Origin of the sequence: uncultured Alistipes sp. (assembly GCF_902388705.1) — a bacterium.
Classification (GTDB): domain Bacteria; phylum Bacteroidota; class Bacteroidia; order Bacteroidales; family Rikenellaceae; genus Alistipes.
Map to the genome: position 1 here is coordinate 21660 of NZ_CABMQJ010000009.1, position 17753 is coordinate 39412.

10 protein-coding genes are annotated in these 17753 nt (G+C 54.3%); 7 read left to right on the forward strand and 3 right to left on the reverse strand.

The window, feature by feature from the left end; genetic code table 11:
• Positions 1–572: 572 nt before the first annotated feature.
• The 6 genes from QZT71_RS04835 (at position 573) to QZT71_RS04860 (ending at position 10780) form a co-directional block, all read left to right on the forward strand.
• Positions 573–3728 carry a TonB-dependent receptor gene (locus QZT71_RS04835; RefSeq protein ID WP_295913233.1) on the forward strand — a complete coding sequence of 1052 codons (3156 nt, stop codon included), beginning with the start codon at positions 573–575 and terminating at the stop codon, positions 3726–3728.
• A 20-nt stretch (positions 3729–3748) separates the two neighbouring features.
• Complete coding sequence (locus tag QZT71_RS04840; RefSeq protein WP_295913235.1) at positions 3749–5407, forward strand: RagB/SusD family nutrient uptake outer membrane protein; 1659 nt, start codon at positions 3749–3751, stop codon at positions 5405–5407.
• A 42-nt stretch (positions 5408–5449) separates the two neighbouring features.
• A complete protein-coding gene (locus tag QZT71_RS04845) occupies positions 5450–6664 on the forward strand; it encodes a SusE domain-containing protein (RefSeq protein ID WP_295913240.1) in 1215 nt (404 codons plus the stop codon).
• Positions 6665–6793: 129 nt separating this feature from the next.
• Positions 6794–8065: a glycoside hydrolase family 76 protein gene (locus QZT71_RS04850; RefSeq protein WP_295913244.1), complete on the forward strand. Its 1272-nt coding sequence runs from the start codon at positions 6794–6796 to the stop codon at positions 8063–8065.
• A gap of 19 nt (positions 8066–8084) precedes the next feature.
• Complete coding sequence (locus QZT71_RS04855; RefSeq protein WP_295913246.1) at positions 8085–10001, forward strand: SusE domain-containing protein; 1917 nt, start codon at positions 8085–8087, stop codon at positions 9999–10001.
• A gap of 149 nt (positions 10002–10150) precedes the next feature.
• Positions 10151–10780 (forward strand): HD domain-containing protein, encoded by a 630-nt coding sequence (locus tag QZT71_RS04860; RefSeq protein ID WP_295913248.1) that lies wholly within the window; start codon positions 10151–10153, stop codon positions 10778–10780.
• Between the two features lie 227 nt (positions 10781–11007).
• Here QZT71_RS04860 and QZT71_RS04865 read toward each other — a convergent pair whose 3' ends face one another.
• The 3 genes from QZT71_RS04865 to QZT71_RS04875 all read right to left on the reverse strand — a co-directional run bounded on the left by QZT71_RS04865 (position 11008) and on the right by QZT71_RS04875 (position 14455).
• Positions 11008–11979, reverse strand: a complete 972-nt coding sequence (locus QZT71_RS04865; RefSeq protein ID WP_295913251.1) for a dihydroorotate dehydrogenase-like protein — start codon at positions 11977–11979, stop codon at positions 11008–11010.
• A gap of 147 nt (positions 11980–12126) precedes the next feature.
• The gene (gene gcvT, locus QZT71_RS04870; protein WP_295913253.1) at positions 12127–13227 is read right to left on the reverse strand and encodes a glycine cleavage system aminomethyltransferase GcvT; all 1101 of its coding nucleotides are present in this window, start codon (positions 13225–13227) and stop codon (positions 12127–12129) included.
• Positions 13228–13246: 19 nt separating this feature from the next.
• Entirely contained in the window at positions 13247–14455 is a 1209-nt protein-coding gene (locus QZT71_RS04875; RefSeq protein WP_295913256.1) for a hypothetical protein, read from the reverse strand.
• A gap of 237 nt (positions 14456–14692) precedes the next feature.
• On the opposite strand from QZT71_RS04875, the gene QZT71_RS04880 reads away from it, so the two are divergent.
• Complete coding sequence (locus tag QZT71_RS04880) at positions 14693–17674, forward strand: PEP/pyruvate-binding domain-containing protein (protein ID WP_295913260.1); 2982 nt, start codon at positions 14693–14695, stop codon at positions 17672–17674.
• The last annotated feature ends 79 nt before the right edge of the window (positions 17675–17753 follow it).

A 17753-nucleotide genomic window follows, 5' to 3' on the forward strand; every position in this document is an offset into this window, starting at 1 on the left:
GAAAAGTCCCGCATCAAGTTCTCCGGCAACAGCAGCCGTTCCGGCAAATAACGACACGGCTGTTCGAACAGTAGCGTCGAAAATACGGCCTAAAAGGCATCTATCGGGCATTTCGTACGACCGTAAGCTGTCCGTTCCAATTTTGTCCGACCCTCCAAACACCCCGTTTTACGCGATTTCAACCTGTGAAAATACCGGGATAAAACCATAAAAACCGGTATTAGTATTAAATCTGATATTGAAATTTTAAAAAATGACAACAAAAAGCCCGGGCCGGCTGGGAGCCTGCAAAAATGCGCCCGCATTTATACACAGAGCACGATTACGTACTACAAATTCTCAAAATCGTACTAAACGGGGGGGGGAAATCCAGTATATTTGAATTGCAAATTAAACGTTGCAGATTTTAATATTTTCAAATAATAAACCTAAAAACAACCTAAATTGGACAAGCCTATGCAGAACTAACTCCCATTTCCCTCGGGTTTTTCTTAATTATATATAGGTATAAGACCCGACGCGGGATTTTATCTCATTCATTTATCTACTATGGACAAAACCAACCAATCTTTATGAAGAAAAATTTATCCATTTTTATGACAGCCGGAAGCTGGTTGCAGCGTGCAGTTGTGTTGTTTTTGTGCGTTGCCGCAATGCAGACCCTGCATGCCCAGGACACAAAAAAGACCGTTACGGGTACGGTTGTCGACCAGAACGGCCAACCTGTCGTCGGAGCTACGGTCATGATTCTGAACACAACGAAAGGTACCGCCACCAACGGCAACGGACAGTTCAACCTTTCGGGCGTATCCGACAACGACGAGCTGAACATTTCATTCCTCGGCTACAAGCCCGTAACGATTAAAGTCGGCACCCGTACCGCCGTTTCGGTGACGCTCGAAGAGGATTCGAGTTATCTGGACGAGGTCGTAGTCGTAGGTTACGGCACGACGACCCGCCGCCACATCATTTCGTCGGTATCGACCGTCAAATCAGATGTCATCGAAAATCGCCCGGTAGCGAATGTCCAGCAGGCTTTGCAGGGTGCTGCAGCCAACTTGATCATTCAGACCAAGAACTTCGACCCGACCGGCGATGGACAGATGAACCTTTCGATCCGCGGTGTGAATACCATCGGTAACAATACGCCGCTGGTAGTTATCGACGGCGTCCCCCAGTCGGACGCAGGCCGTATGAACGAACTCAACCCGAACGACATCGCTTCGATCAACATCCTGAAAGACGCCGGTTCGGCTGCTATCTACGGAGCACGTTCATCGAACGGCGTCATCCTGATTACGACCAAAGGCGGTAATAAGGAAATGGCCCCGAAGATTCGTTTCAGCGCGCAGCTCGGTGTGGAGAATCCCCACACGCTCTACGAGCAGGTTCCCACATACCTTAACTCCATTCTGCGCAACGAAACCCTGACCAACGTAGGCCGCGACCCGTATTTTACGCCGTCCGAGATTCAGGAGTTCTATATCCACGGCGACAGCGAGCCCATGTACAAGCAGGCGATGCAGAACGCATTCCAGCAGAATTACAACGTGAGCGTTACAGGCGGTACGAAGACAACGACCTATATGCTTTCGGCAGCCTACTACGATCAGGAATCCAACTACGTCGGCAACGATTACGGTATCAAACGCTACAACCTGCGTTCGAACCTGACGACCGAATTCGGCCGCCTGAAACTGGGAGCCAATGTCAATTTCACCCGTTCGGAAACGAACTCACCCGCAGATGCGAACGTCGGATTCCTCTTTGCAGACCTCGTCCGCTTCCCGAGTTATTACTTCAACCGTCAGTACGAAAACGGCATTTTCTACGGTAACAACTATAAATACGGAGGCTATTCTGTCAGCCCGTTGGCTGGCCTGATCGGCGGTGGAACCAACAAACACGACAACGAATACCTCACCGGCACCTTCACTGCCGATTTTGAAATCGCCAAAGGCTTGAAAGCCCGTGCAATTTTAGGAGCTGAAGTTCGCCATGATCACCGTTTCACATCGCATAAAACATATATGTATGCGACGGACAGCGGTTCTGAACAGGCAGATCCCTCGTCGGCTACGATCGGCGGCAGCAAAGATCGTAATGTAGACGACTGGGTAAACAAAAGCACCTATGTAAGTGCCCAGTTGATGTTGGACTACAACCGTACATTCGCCGAAAAACACAATGTGTCTGCGATGCTCGGCTGGTCTGACGAATCGAATGTCAGCTACAGCCTTACCGCTGCTAAAAAATACATGAACAGCATCGATCAACCCGGCGAAGGCACGGTTGTCGATGAAAGCACTTCGCTCTCCTCGCAGAACAAGAGTCGTTCTGCCCTCCAGTCCTTCTTCGGCCGTGCCGGATACTCGTACGACGAGCGCTATTATTTCGAATTTACGGCTCGTTACGATATGTCGTCTAAATTCCTTAAAAAGCGCAACGGCGGTTTCTTCCCGGCCGTATCGCTTGGATGGCGTCTGTCGCAGGAGGCTTTCATGGACACGTACCGCGACCGCGTAGGCGATCTGAAACTCCGTGCATCGTACGGTATGAACGGTAACCAGCAGGATGTCGGCAACTACGACTTTATGACAACCTACGGCCTGTGGCAAAACGCCTACGGCTTCAACGGCAAACCGGTTCAGGGTCTGATGTTCACCATGGGTAACGAATTCCTGACCTGGGAAACGTCTAAAACATTCAATATCGGTTTGGACGCTACGTTCTTCAAAAACCGCTTGAGCGTAAACTTCGACTACTTCTACAAGCGTACAGAAGACATTCTGCTCAACCCGATCGTTCCCGGAACTTTCGGTGCCAGCATTGCCAAAGAAAACCGGGGTATATTGGACAACCAGGGTTGGGAGTTGACCATTAACTACAACCTCACCCACGGAGCATGGAAGCACAATTTCTCGTTCAACATCGCAGACTCGAAAAACGAACTCGTTCGTTACGGAACGCGCGACATCCACGCAAACGACGGTGTAACCGTTCTTCGTCAGGAGGGACTTCCCCTGAACGCTTACTACGGTTACAAAACCAACGGCTTCTTCCAGAACTACGAGGAGATTGAAAATGCAGCCATTCCGACAACGATCGACCGCACGCAATTGCGCCCGGGTGACGTACGCTATGTCGACCTGAACAAGGACGGGAAAATCGACGAAGAAGACCGCACATACCTGGGTTACGGATTCCCGCGTTATACCTTCGGTTTCAACTACAATGTAGCATGGAAAGGTATCGACCTCGGTATTATGCTGCAAGGCGTGCTGAAGCGTACAAACGCTATCCGCGGCGAGCTTGTTGAGCCTTTCCACTCCGACTACTCGATGACCATGTTCAAACACCAGCTCGACTACTGGTCGCCGGAAAATCGCGACGCACGTTGGCCCCGCCTCTCCGCTTCGGGTTCTGTCAGCACGCAGAACAACTGGGGACAGGCCGGTTCGGAACTGAACATGATCGACGGCGCATACCTGCGTGTAAAGAATATTCAGGTAGGCTACACGTTCCCGCAGAAATGGACCAAGAAATTCGGTTGCCAATCGTTGCGAATCTATTTCGCAGCACAGAATCCGCTGACCTGGACCAAATACGATTTCGTCGATCCCGAGACCTCGGAATTCGGCAGCAACATGGGCCGCGGCGGAGCGAACTCGGTACGTAACTACCCCACTCTGCGTTACTTCGGCGGTGGTATCGATTTGACTTTCTAACAAACTAACCGAAAACGATTATGAAAATCAGAAATATATTAGCCATCCTTACTCTCGGTATGGTAAGTTGCGTCGGTCTGGAACAATTCCCCACCAACTCGTTTACCGACGAAAACTACTGGAAGTACGACGAGAATGTCCGTGCGGCCCTCTATTTAGGGTACAACCAGTGCTGGTCACATGAATATTATTTCAATAACAACCTGCTTTCGGACGATGTCTATGGCAGCCGCCACTCTCCGTGGGGACTGTTGAATGTCGCAACGGGCATGGCAAATACGACCGTAGAACGTTTCAGCAAAGAGTGGAATGACTGCTATCAGGAACTCCGCACGCTCCATACGGCACTCGACGCCGAGGATCGCATCGATACGGGCGATCCGGTATTCAAGACCCGTATGCTTGCAGAACTTCGTCTGATGCGCGCATTTACCTACCTGCGTCTGGTAACATGGTTCGGTGACGTTCCTTTCTACACAACCAACCCGACGCTTGCCGAATCGCGAGTTACCCCTCCGACCAGCGCTGCGACCATCAAACAGTTCATCCACGAGGAATTGGCCTATGCAGCCAGCATCCTTCCCAAAAACACCGAAATTAAAGACGACGAACGCGGCCGTTACACCTGCGGTACCGCGATTGCGATCAAAGCCCGCGCCTATCTGCTGGACAACGATTTCGAGAATTGCGCCAAAGAATGTGCAAAATTGATCAATACGACCGAATACGGCACCTACTCCCTCGAAGAGGATTATGCAAAACTCTTCCGGGAACAAAGCTGCTGCTATGGCCCCGAGTCGATTATGACCATTGAATTCGCAACCCTCGATGGCATTAACAACATCGTCCGCAGCTGGGACGGCAAATCTTGGCTGCCCCAGTCTATCGGCAACAAGGGCGTCACTTCACAGTCGCCGACCCAGGAACTGGTTGACGCTTTCCTCAAACTCGACGGCAGCGTAGCCGACGACACGGATTACATCAGCCGCGACAAGCGTTTCTACACGACGATTGCCTATAACGGATGCGAAGTTGAAATTCCGGAGGCAATGGGACTCGGCCTCACCGGCTCGGAAGGCAAAGGCAAGGGAACGTACACAATGTACACCAACGCCAGTCAGGAGGAAGCAACCGGCGACAAGGAGTTGTACGATTCGTATAACGGCTCGCAAGACCGGACTGCGACAGGTTATTACGCCCTGAAAAACTTCAACCCGACCATGATGAACTCGGGAGGAAATTCCTACAAATCCATCATGGAAATCCGTTTTGCCGACGTCCTGCTGATGTACGCAGAATCGAAGAATGAATTAGGCGAAATGTCGGAGGAGATTTGGAACCAGACGATCAAACCGCTGCGTGAACGTGCCGGATTCGGCGAAACTTACTGCGCATATCCGGGTGGAAACGACCTGCGCCAGGTTATCCGCGACGAGCGCCGTGTGGAGCTCGCCCTCGAAGGCCGCCGTGTATTCGACCTGCGCCGCTGGGCTGTACTCGACAATCCGTCGATCAAGTCGACAGGAACCGCAATCCTGACTTCGCAGGCTACCGGAGCTCCGTTCCGAAGTGGCGAGAGCATCATATGCCAGAATAAATACGGCCTGAAATATTGGTTCGCTATTCCGCAGTCAGAACGCGACATCAACTCGAACCTGCCCCAGAATCCGGGTTGGTAGAATGGTGACATTAGGAGTAAAACACGAATTTAAGCAAAACACATGGAAGCTATATTGAAAAAAACTATATTCCTGGCAGTCGCTGCGCTTTCTTGCGGATTCGTCGCTTGCGATGAGGACGGACAGGATATGAACTACAACATAAAGCCCGGAAATGTTCTCTACTCCCCTTCAACCGGGATAGCGGTCGACCTGTCGAAAGGCGAAAGTACTACTTTCGAATGGGCTCCTTCCGTACCCCAGGACGGCGGATATGTAAGTTACGAAGTATTGTTCGACAAGGAGAACGGAGATTTCTCGAATCCTGTCGGAACCGTATCCAGTCAGCTGACCGGTTCGAAATCATATGTAACGCTCTCGGCCAGGGATTTGAACAGCGTAGCCCGCAACGCAGGCATCGATATCAACTCGACGGGAACGCTCAAATGGACAGTGCGTGCCTCGAAAGGGCTGTTCGGAAGCATTTATTCGCAGGCGAACACCATGACAGTCAAGACCATGAACGCAATGGATCCATTGCCTGAAACCGTGACTTTGAAAGGCGACGCAACCGAAGATGCCGAGGGTATCGCGATGGTGGCATCACCGGGGCTCAATGACAAACCCGCCAACGACGGCACGTTCGAATGCTTCACCCGGATTTCGAACGGCAGCTTCACCATCGAAGACGATCTGGGCCGCTACTACCAACTCAATGCAAACGGCACCATGGAAGAAGTTGAAACTGCCGTTGCGAATTCCATGTCGAACGGAGCCGGTATTTACTGGATCAAAGTAGAGTTCGACGGCATGGTTTGGAGTGCGAAGAAAGTTTCCAAAATGGAATTGCAGGCTTCAAACAGCAATATTCTCGGAGGAAAGGGCATGCCTGGCTGTGAATGGAAAATGTTCTTCACAATGAACTATGAAGGCAAAGGCGTATGGGCCATCAAAGACTACGACAATAAAATGTCCCTGCAGACCGAGGACAAGGGTGTAACATCGAGCCCCGGCGATAGCCGCCATAAGTTCAAAATGACTTTGAGCGACAATACAGTCTACTATTTCGGCAAGAGCGATAAAGTATCACTGGGCACATCTTATTCGACTGATTTCCTGAAATGTACTGTATGGGCAGAAGCAAATGTCGGTAATGCAGACTGGGATAAATCCTGGGAGTTCCTTTCGAGTGATTGCGGCCGTCCATTCGACGGATACCTCTACCTGAATGGGGATAACGCGGCAGGAACGTTCTACCACGAATACAAATTCAAATAATCCGGAGAGCGGATACCTGCCTGCCTGATTTGAGGCAGGCAGGTACCGAAACCCGGTTATCGGGGAGCGCTCCGATCCCGATTCCGGAGCAAATGATAAGCATTGAAAAAAATTAACGAACCTAATATTATGAGAAAATCACTATTCAAAGGAGCTTTCGCCTCTTTTATCGTAGTGGCAGCCATACTTGTTTCTTGTACGGATGATTACGAAGATAAGACGAATCCCCCTATTTGGACAGGAAATACTTCGTATGCCCCCTACGCAATCGATTGGGCCGAAGCCGCAGATTCCGTATCGCAAGCCTTTATCGAGCGCTTCTATTGCAGCGAACCCCGCAACGGCTCGGACGGCGTCTTCTCCTACACTCCCTACAACCGGGAAGGCGGAAACGGCAACTGCTATTGGCAGCAGGCGCATGCAATGGCCGCTATGGTAGATTACTACAACCGCATTAAAACGAGCGATCCGACGGAGGAGGCCCGCATACGCAATTACTTCAAGCGTTGGTACGACAAGCGCGGTAATAATTACGATTGGGATAACCGCGGTTCGACGGGATTCGGTAACGTCTTTACAGACGATACCTGCTGGATTACCATTACCCTGCTCCAGATTTACGATGCAACGGGCGAACAGTTCTATTTCGACGCAGCAAAAAAGACCTGGGATGAATCCATCTGGCCTCGCCATGAGCTGAACCAGTACGGTTGGCTTCCCTGGAAACTGAACGATCTGGGTGCAAACGAGTGTACAAACGGCCCCGGCAGCATCATTGCCTCGATGTTGTCGCAATACGCCAAGGATGCCGGCGACGAAGCGGCAGCCCAGGAATACCTTAACCAGGCTTACACCTGCTTCGACCAGAATTTGAGTGTAATGGCATCCAACGGTACGCTCGGAGGAACTCCGTTGAGCTATACGCAGGGCACCTGCATGGAGGCAGGCCGCCTGATCTGGAAACTGACTGGCGACGTAGCTTATCTGCGCAAAGCCATTTTAGCTGCACGCGGACAAATGACCTCGACGGGCATGAATGAAGTGTATGAACTCGAAACCGTTGCGCGCGACGAGGGTACCGACGGCAACAACTCCATTTTCCATGCAGTTATGTTCCACTGGGCAACACGTATGGTCCTCGATGCCGAAATCGACAAGCACGATGCCAAGATCCGCAAGGAGCTTTATACCTACCTGCTTCGCCATGCTTCCTATTATTGGACGCGCGGTATCGACAAGTCGGAGGAGAATTGGCCGAATTCGTATTTCGGAGTGAAATGCTATCAGGCTTTCCAGTTCGGTGTGGACGATGCCAAAGACAAATATGGGCCCATGGGTGCTTACGCCAGCGCCGCCCAGGTAATCGAAGGCATGTGCATGCTCAAGGATGTTAAGTTCTAATTCAACAAAAACAACCGCTATGAAGAAAATTATCATGTTGTTGGCCGTCGGAGCCATGGCTCTCGGGTTCACTGCGTGCAACGACGACGACAAAAATACCGATATTATACCCGCGGATAACTTATACCTCCCGCGCAACAATTATCCGATAGACATCACGACCGGTCAAACCGTCAAGTTCGAATGGGAGGCCTCCAAAGCCGGCGGGAACGCATATGTAATTTACGAGCTGCTGTTCGACAAAGAGAACGGTGATTTTTCGAATCCGCTCTATGTCGTATCCAGTGCAAACAACGGCTACAGCCCGACTGTCGATGTTACGAGCGAAACCATGAATACGCTGGCGGTTCGTGCCGGATGCGCCCCGGGTGCAACCGTTGCCATCAAGTGGACGGTCCGTGTCTGGAAGGGTCTTTCCTCGACGCTCTACACCGGTAACAACGGGGAACGCACACTGCTTGTCACCCGCCCCAATACGATCGAACCGCTGCCGGGCAAGGTAAGCATTCAGGGTTCCGTGACGGAAAACCAGGGCACCCTCACACTCTCGGCTGCAAGTGTACTTCACTCGTCGAAAGGAACATACAAAGACGAACGTGAAAACGGCGCTTTCGAATGTTTCACCAAACTGACGGCCGGCGAATTCAATATCGTCGACGATTTGGGTCGCTATTTCTATCTGCAGGATAAAAACACCATCCGTATCTCCGAAACAGAAACGGAACCTGTAGCGACAACGGTTTCAAAAACGGGTATCTACTGGATATATCTGAATTTCAACACGATGACCTACAAGATGAAGGAAATATCAAAAGTCGAGTTCCTTCTCTCGAGCCCGGGTAATATGGCTGAACTGACCTACGAAGGCAACAGCGTATGGAGCATCGAAGACTACGAATGGAATGTCAAAGTAGGTGGAAACGGCGATACCCGCCACAAATTCGTATGCTCCTTTGCCGACGGTTCTGCCGAGTACTGGGGCCACTTCGAGGACGATTGCCGTGGTTCCGGGGAGTCCGAGGAAAATAAGAATCCGCTGTTCTACAACATTTTCCGCCACTCGTACGACGGCAAATGGGATAACACGTGGAAAACCAACGAAGCTGCAAGAGAAGGTTTCGGCAAACTGGTTACGTTCCGTCTGCACATGAACAACACGGACGCCCCGCTTTTCCTGCTCGAGCGCTCGTTCAGCGACAAACCCGGAATGGCAATCCCCACCTCCGTAAACATCTCGGGTGCTGCCACCGAAGCACAGGCAACCATCGCCCTTTCGGCAGCCAGCATACTCCACACGTCGAAGGGCGGCGAGTTCAACGACGACCGGGAGGCCGGAGCTTTCGAGGCATACACCAAACTGACGGCCAACACGCTGACCATCACAGACAACAACGGCATCAATTACAGCCTTGCCGATGACGGCAGCATCGAGAAAGCATCCGGTGCAAACGCCACGACGATCAAGGAAGAGGGTATTTACCGCCTCTACATGGACTTCAATACGATGAAATATACGATGCAGAAGATCAGCAAAGTCGAATTCTGGCGTATAAACGGCGGTGAAAAAGCGGAACTCACTTACGACGGAAACGGTGTTTGGAGCATTACCGATTATGCTTGGCGCGTGGCCGAAAACGGGGACAGCCGCTACAAATTCATCTGTTCCTTTGCCGACGGCACGGTAGAACACTGGGGCCACCGCGAAGACGACTGCCGCCAGTCCGGATTCGCAGAGCCGGGGCAAGGTGGAGGCGCTACAGAAAAAGGCCCGTTGTTCTACAATGTTTTCCGTCTTTCGACAGACATCGGCGAATGGGATCACACTTGGAAAGTAAATCAAGATATCAGAGAGGGCTACGATAAACTAGCAACTTTCCACGTATACATGAACAACACGAAGGACAAACTCTTCCTGCACGATCGTTCGTTCAAGTAACCGCACGCACTTCGGGGCGGAAACCCCGATATGATTTCAGAAAAGATTTCCCGGGCAAAGCCCGGGAAATCTTTTTTAGGACAAAACCGCTGTTTGCGGAAAACCGTATGCCGGCCATGCATCAAACAAATAATCCTTATCTTTGTACGATGAAACCATCCGAAAAGCTGACAGCCTACATCGAGGCTGAAATCATCCCCCGATACGAAGCCTTCGATCCGGCGCACCGCACGGATCACGTCCGCACGGTCATCGGGCAAAGCCTCGCGCTCGCGCGGCATTACGACGTGGATACGGAAATGGTCTATGCCATCGCCGCCTACCACGATACGGGACTGGCATACGGACGGGAGCGGCACCACATCCATTCGGGCGAGATACTCCTCGCCGATACGTTCATGCAGAGGCTGTTTTCCCGCGAGCAGCTCGCCGTGATGCGCGACGCAATCGAGGATCACCGGGCCTCGTCCGACCACGCCCCGCGCACGATTTACGGACGCATCGTCGCCGAAGCCGACCGCTGCATGGAGCCGGAAACCGTAATCCGCCGCACCATACAATACGGGCTGGCCCACTACCCCGCACTCGACCAGACGGGACAGTTCGAACGCTGTATGGCACATCTGCAAAAGAAATATGCCGAGGGCGGTTACCTCCGGCTGTGGATTCCCGAATCCGAAAATGCCCGCAAACAGGCCGAACTGCGTTCGCTGATTCGCGACAGCGCACGCCTGCGCGAAACTTTCGACCGGATTTACCGGCAGGAATGCACCGGCTGACACGCTGACAACGGAAAAACGCCGCCGCCAACAGTCTGCGCCGCGACGGAAAGAGATGCCGGTTACGACATGCACTACCGCAGCCCGCCGCCGGACAAGCTCCCGCACATCGCCGGCGCCGGGGCAATTTCCGGAAGCTTGTGCCCCGCTCGCTGCCGCAACGATTACCCTAAAAATATCCCCGGAACTTTTCTCAAGTTCCGGGGATATTTTTCGCAATGACAACGCTACTCGGCGTCGTGCGGGAAATATTTCATATACTGCACACGCTGATAGACGTCGCTTTCGGCATTTCCGTAGTTCATCCTGCCGCGGAACTCGGCCAGCGACTCGAAGCCGTGGCGCTCGGCCCACAAATCGATAAACCGGTTGATGTCCACGATTACGCCGTAGCCCTTCTCGTGAATCGCAGAGCAGACCTGCACGGCATTCGCACCGCACAAAAGCGACTTGACGGCAGCCTCGCCGTCATGCACGCCCGTCGACACGGCGACGTCCAACTGCGGCAGGGCCGTCGAACAAAGCGCCACGCTGCGCAGCACGTTGCGCAGCTCGCCGGCTTCGCTGAAAGGATTGCCGTTGACAAACGCCAGCCGCTCCACATCGATGTCGGGCTCGAAGAAACGGTTGAACATCACCACGCCGCGGGCCCCGCGGGCGAGCAGCGTATCGGCCACGGCCAGTACATTGGTCAGGCGCATCGGCAGTTTCACCGAAACCGGAATCTTCACCGCCCCGGCCACACGGCGCACGACGTCGGCATACTCCTGCTCCAGCTCCTGCGCCGAACGGTGGCGGTCGGTCGGCTGGAGGAAGATATTCAGCTCGAGGGCCGCCGCACCGGCCTGCTCCATCGACACGGCATAATCCGTCCACCCGTCGTCCGAAGCGATGCAGTTGATGCTCGCGATAACGGGGACGCCCGTCGTGCGGGCATCGGCCACGAGTTTCAGGAATTCGCCCTTGTAGGCGTCGCCGATATAGCGTTCGAGATACTCGCCCGAATCGCCCATGCCCTGCGACGCATAGTCGAGCGCCGCGGCATGGCGGATAATCTGCTCCTCGAAAATAGACTTCAGGACAACGGCGCCCGCACCGTTGCGGACACACTGTTCGATATTGGCCATATTCGCCGTATAGGGCGAACTGCTGACCACGACGGGACTCGAAAGGTCGAGTCCGAGATATTTTGCTCTCATAAAATCTGGACGTTAATAATCAAAAATCGCTTTCGGCCGGAGAGCCGCAAGAACGGCACCGCACTTCGCGGAAAGTACCGCCCGGCACACTCGCCGGTGTGCGCACCCGGCCATCGTTCCCTCTGTTCCGCTATCCCGGAGGAGGGGTTAAACGAACGGAATCTTCACCACTTCGGCCCGCACGGGCTTCTCGCGGATGATGACGGCAACCTCCGTGCCCGGCTTCGCGTATTCGGGTTTCACGTATCCCAGTCCGAATCCGACCTTCATGCAGGGCGACATCGTACCCGAAGTGACGTGGCCGATTTCCGTACCGTCGGAGGCGGCAATCTTGTAGCCGTGACGGGGAATACCGCGGTCAATCATCTTGAAGCCCACGAGCTTGCGCGTCACGCCCTCGGCTTTCTGCTTCTCCATCAGTGCGCGGTCGATGAAATCCTTGCCCTCGGCGAACTTGGTAATCCATCCCAATCCGCCCTCAATCGGCGACGTCGTGTCGTCGATATCGTTGCCGTAAAGGCAGAAGCCCTTCTCGAGGCGCAGCGTATCGCGGGCGCCGAGCCCGATATTCTTCAGGTCGAACTCCTCGCCGGCCTCCCAAAGCGCTTTCCAGAGTTTGTCGCCGTCCTCATTGGCCACATAGATTTCACAGCCGCCCGAACCGGTATAACCGGTAATCGACAGAATCGCATCGCAGCCTGCGACAGGCATCTTGCGGAACGTATAGTACTCCATCTCCCCGACCGGTTCCGCACACATCTTCTGCACGATTTTCATCGCCAGCGGCCCCTGTACGGCCAACTGGCAGATTTCGTCCGACGCATTGTACAGCTCCTTGCCGTGGCCGGCTTCCATGCCGAAGGCCTTGCCCTGCTCGCAAATGTGGTTCCAATCCTTTTCGATATTGGCGGCATTGACGCAGAGCATGTAGGTTTGCGCGTCGACCCGGTAAACGAGAATGTCGTCCACGATACCCCCGCGGCCGTTGGGCATGCAGGAATACTGCACCTTGCCGTCGAAAAGTTTCGATACATCGTTGGTGGTGATGCGTTGCAGCAAATCGACCGCCCGGGGCCCCTTGACCCAGATTTCGCCCATGTGGCTCACGTCGAATACGCCGGCACCGTTGCGGACGGCCATGTGTTCGTCGTTGATGCCCGTGAACTCAATCGGCATGTTGTATCCCGCGAACTCGGCCATTTTCGCCCCCGCGGCAATGTGGTACTTGGTAAAAGCAGTGGTTTTCATTATCGGATTTTTTTAGGTTTTACTCGCGGCGTTTCACCCCCAGGCGCGGACAGCGGTGGAACTCCTTCGTCCGGTCGAACAGGTAACGGTAGGTGGTGTGCATCTTGTGGCGCGTGGCGCAGACGTAACTCTCGATCATGCGGTTCATAACCGGATTGAAGTCGCCGACCCATGCGAACTCGATGGTCTTATAATGGTTGCGCGGCGTGCGCATGTATTTCTCGAGGATGTAGCGCATCATGCCCGACTCGACGCCCTTGCCGTGGAACTCGGGGGCGATGCCGAAGATGATGCCGAAGATACGGTCGCTGGCCTTGCGGACTTTCAAATCCCACATCAGGCGCAGTTTCTGGAACAGCCCGAACTTGCCGTTGAACTTGCCGATGATGCGGTTCAAATCGGGAACCATGATGAAAAAGCCGATCGGTTCGTCGTTGAAATAGGCGAAGAAGATGATTTCGGGGTCGATAATCGGCTTCATCGTACTCATAATCTTGGAGGCCTCCTCCTGCGACATGGGTTTCACGCCCGAGAAGAGCGACCACGCCTTGTTGTAGATGATGCGGAAATTCTCGGCCTCCTCTTCGATGCGCGACATGTCGATCTGGCGGAAACGATAACCCGGCGTCGAGAAGAGGCGTTTGGCGCGGTCGTGCACCATCGCGTTCACGTCGTCGTCGTAAATTTTCCAGATATAGGTATTCTGGTTGAAATAGTTCCGGAATCCGTAATTCTCGAACAACTCCTTGTAATAGGGCGGGTTGTAGGGGTTTTCGTACAACGGCTGGAATTCGTATCCCTCGACCAGCAATCCCCACCAGGCGTCGCGCTGTCCGAAATTGATCGGGCCGTCCATCGCCTCCATGCCGCGGCTGGCGAGCCACATGCGCGAAGCGTCGAACATCAGGTTCGCGACCTGCTGGTCGTCAATCGACTCGAAAAAGCCGCAGCCGCCCGTGGGCTGCTCCTCGATGGCGGCTTTCTCGCGGTTGTAGAACGCAGCGATGCGGCCTACGGCCCGGCCCGCCTTGTCGCGCGCTATCCAGCGGACGGCCTCGCCGTCGGCATACAGTTCGTTGATTTCCGGGTTGAAAATCTTGCGGATATCGGGGTCGAGCGGACACACCCAGTTGCGGTTTCCCTTGTATATCTTCTTGGGAAAGTCGAGCCACTCGCGTTCGAGCGCGGGCGTGGTGACCTCCTGAAGTATATATTTGTCTGTACTCATTACAAATGTTTTTTTGACCAGAACAAAGATAGAAATAAAAAACGAAAATAAAACAGGCCGTACCGGAAACTCGCACACACATGGCAGCCAGCGCAGGAGCGCGCACATTTCCCGCCCCGGAATACGGAACACGGCCCGGCGGCAGCAGCCGGAAATGATTATTTCGCGGCTGGCGGAGCCCGTTTTTCACAGTTGGCAAATTTTTCCTATTTTTGTTGATTATAAACAGGCGACACGATGAACAAAAACCTCGAACAATATCTTCCGGACGGGAATAGGGCCCAGTACCGGTTTATGAAATACCGTATTCACAAAATCCTGCTGGTCTGCTGCAGTTACGACGGATACATCCTCGAGGAGGACGGGCATATCGAGTCGCAAATCAACCAGGAGTATCTCGACCTGAACATGTCGAACCCGCCCTCGTTCACGCGCGTCAGCTCGACGCTCGAGGCGCTCGATTTGCTCGGCAGGGACGATTCGTTCGACTTCATCCTGACGATGTACAACGTCGGCGAACTGGACGTATTCTCGTTCGCCAAGATCGTCAAGGAGCGCCATTCGCAAATTCCCGTGGCGCTGCTCACCTCGTTTTCGAAAGACATCTACCGCCGCCTCGAGGAGCAGGACCGCTCGGGGCTCGACTACATCTTCGGCTGGCACGGCAACACCGACCTCATCATGGCGATCATCAAGCTCGTCGAGGACAAGATGAACGCCGAGGAGGATATTGCCCAGGGCGGCGTGCAGGCCATCCTGCTCGTCGAGGACTCCATCCGCTTCTATTCGACCTACCTGCCCGAACTCTACAAGCTAATCCTGCTGCAGAACACCGAGTTCCTGAAAGACGCGTTCAACGAGCAGCAGCAAATCCTGCGCAAGCGCGCACGCCCCAAAATCCTGCTCGCCACGAACTACGAAGAGGCGGTGGAACTGTACGAACGCTACAAGAAAAACCTGCTGGGCGTGATCTCCGACGTGGGGTTCGTGCTGCACCGCAACGACCCGCCCGAGAGCGAGAAGCGCGACGCAGGCATCGACCTCTGCCGCCGCATCAAGGCCGACAATCCGCTGATGCCCGTGCTGCTGCAGTCGTCGCAGACCGAATTCGAAGCGCAGGCCCGCGAACTCGGCGCCGGATTCATCGCCAAAAACTCCAAGACGCTGCTTTCGCAACTGCACGACTACATCGCCAAGGAGTTCGCATTCGGCGAGTTCCTCTTCAAAGATCCCGATACGGGAGCCGTCATCGGCAAGGCCAAGGACCTGGCCCAGATGCAGGAGATGATCGCCACGATCCCCGACAAGGCGTTCGAGTACCACACCTCGCAGAACCACCTCTCGAAATGGCTCTACTCCCGCGGTCTTTTTCCGCTGGCGGCGGCAATCCGCAAGGGCAACAAGAGCCAGTTCCCGTCGGTGGAGGAACACCGGCAGCGAATCGTCAACCTGATCAAGGACTACCGCACCCTGCTCGGGCAGGGCGTCGTGGCGCGCTTCGACCCCGAAACATACAGCGACGCGGTGGCCTTCGCACGCATCGGCGAGGGTTCGCTCGGAGGCAAGGCCCGCGGCCTGGCCTTCATGAACTCGATGCTGCTCAAACACCGCCAGTACGACAAGCACACCAACGTACGCATCATGATTCCCCGTTCGGTGGTCATCGCCACCGATTATTTCGACGATTTCATCCGCCTCAACGGCCTCAAATACATCATTTCGCAGGAGTTCTCGGACGAAGAGATACTCTCGGAGTTCGTCAGTTCGACGGTTCCCGTCAAATTGCAGCAGGAGCTGAAAGCCTACATCCAGACCGTCCGCACGCCGCTGGCCGTGCGCTCGTCGTCGAAGCTCGAGGACTCGCACTACCAGCCTTTCGCAGGCATCTACTCTACCTACATGATTCCCTACGTGGACAACGAAGACCAGATGCTGCGCCTGCTGCTCAAAGCCGTCAAGAGCGTCTACGCCTCGGTCTACTTCGCCACGTCGAGGGCTTACCTCTCCTCGTCGCAGAACCTGATTTCGGAGGAGAAGATGGCCGTCATCATCCAGGAGGTATGCGGCACGGAGCAGGACGGACTTTTCTTCCCGACCCTCTCGGGCGTCGCACGCTCGATCAACTACTATCCCATCGGCGACGAAACCGCCGCGGACGGCGTCTGCAACATCGCCATGGGATTGGGCAAACTGGTGGTCGACGGCGGCCGCACGCTGCGTTTCTCGCCCCGCTACCCGCAGAAAGTGCTCCAGACCTCGACACCCGAGCTGGCGCTGCGCGACACGCAGAACGAGGTGCTGGCCCTGAGCCTGGAGCCCGAAGAGTTCCGCACGTCGATTAACGACGCGGTGAACCTGCGCAGGCTCGACCTTTCGCAAATCGCCAATTTCCGCAACGCCCGGTTCGTCTGCTCGGTATGGGACCGCGAGAACGAGCGTATCTCGGACAGTCCGTTCGACCGGGGGCGCAAAGTCATCACATTCAACAACATATTAAAATACAACACGTTCCCGCTGGCGGAAATCATCACCGACATCCTGACGCTGGGCGCCGAGGAGATGCGTTGTCCCGTGGAGGTCGAATTCGCCGTCAACATGGACGTGGCGCCGGGGCAGCAGCAGATATTCAACCTGCTGCAAATCCGCCCGATCATCGACAACCAGGACAACCGTCCGATCGACTGGAGCCTGGTGAACACGGCCGACGCCCTGATTTACGGGGAAAACGCCCTCGGCATCGGCATGATGAACGACATCTCGGACATCATCTACATCAAGAACGATACGTTCGACTCGCTTTCGACCGAGAAAATCGCCGACGAACTGCTCGCCTTCAACAACCGCATGCGCGACGAGAAGCGCTCCTACATCCTCGTAGGTCCGGGCCGCTGGGGCTCGTCCGACCCGTTCCTCGGGGTTCCCGTAAAGTGGAACCACATCTCGGAGGCCAAGGTAATCGTCGAATGCGGCATCGAAAAGTTCGAAGTGGAGCCCTCGCAGGGCACGCACTTCTTCCAGAACGTCACCTCGCTGGGCGTGGGCTACCTTACCATCAGCCCGTTCCGCGGCGACGGCATCTTCCGCGAGGAGGAACTCGACCGACGCAGCGCAATCTACGAGGGAACGTTCCTGCGGCAGGTGCGTTTCGAGCGTCCGCTGTGGGTCTGCATCGACGGCCGCTCGAACAAGGGTATCGTAAAAAAAGAGCAGGAACAATAATAATTCCGCTGAAAAATTTGCCTGAAAGTTACAATCTATAAGAAATAATATTATATTTGTAATAAAGAAACAACCTTTA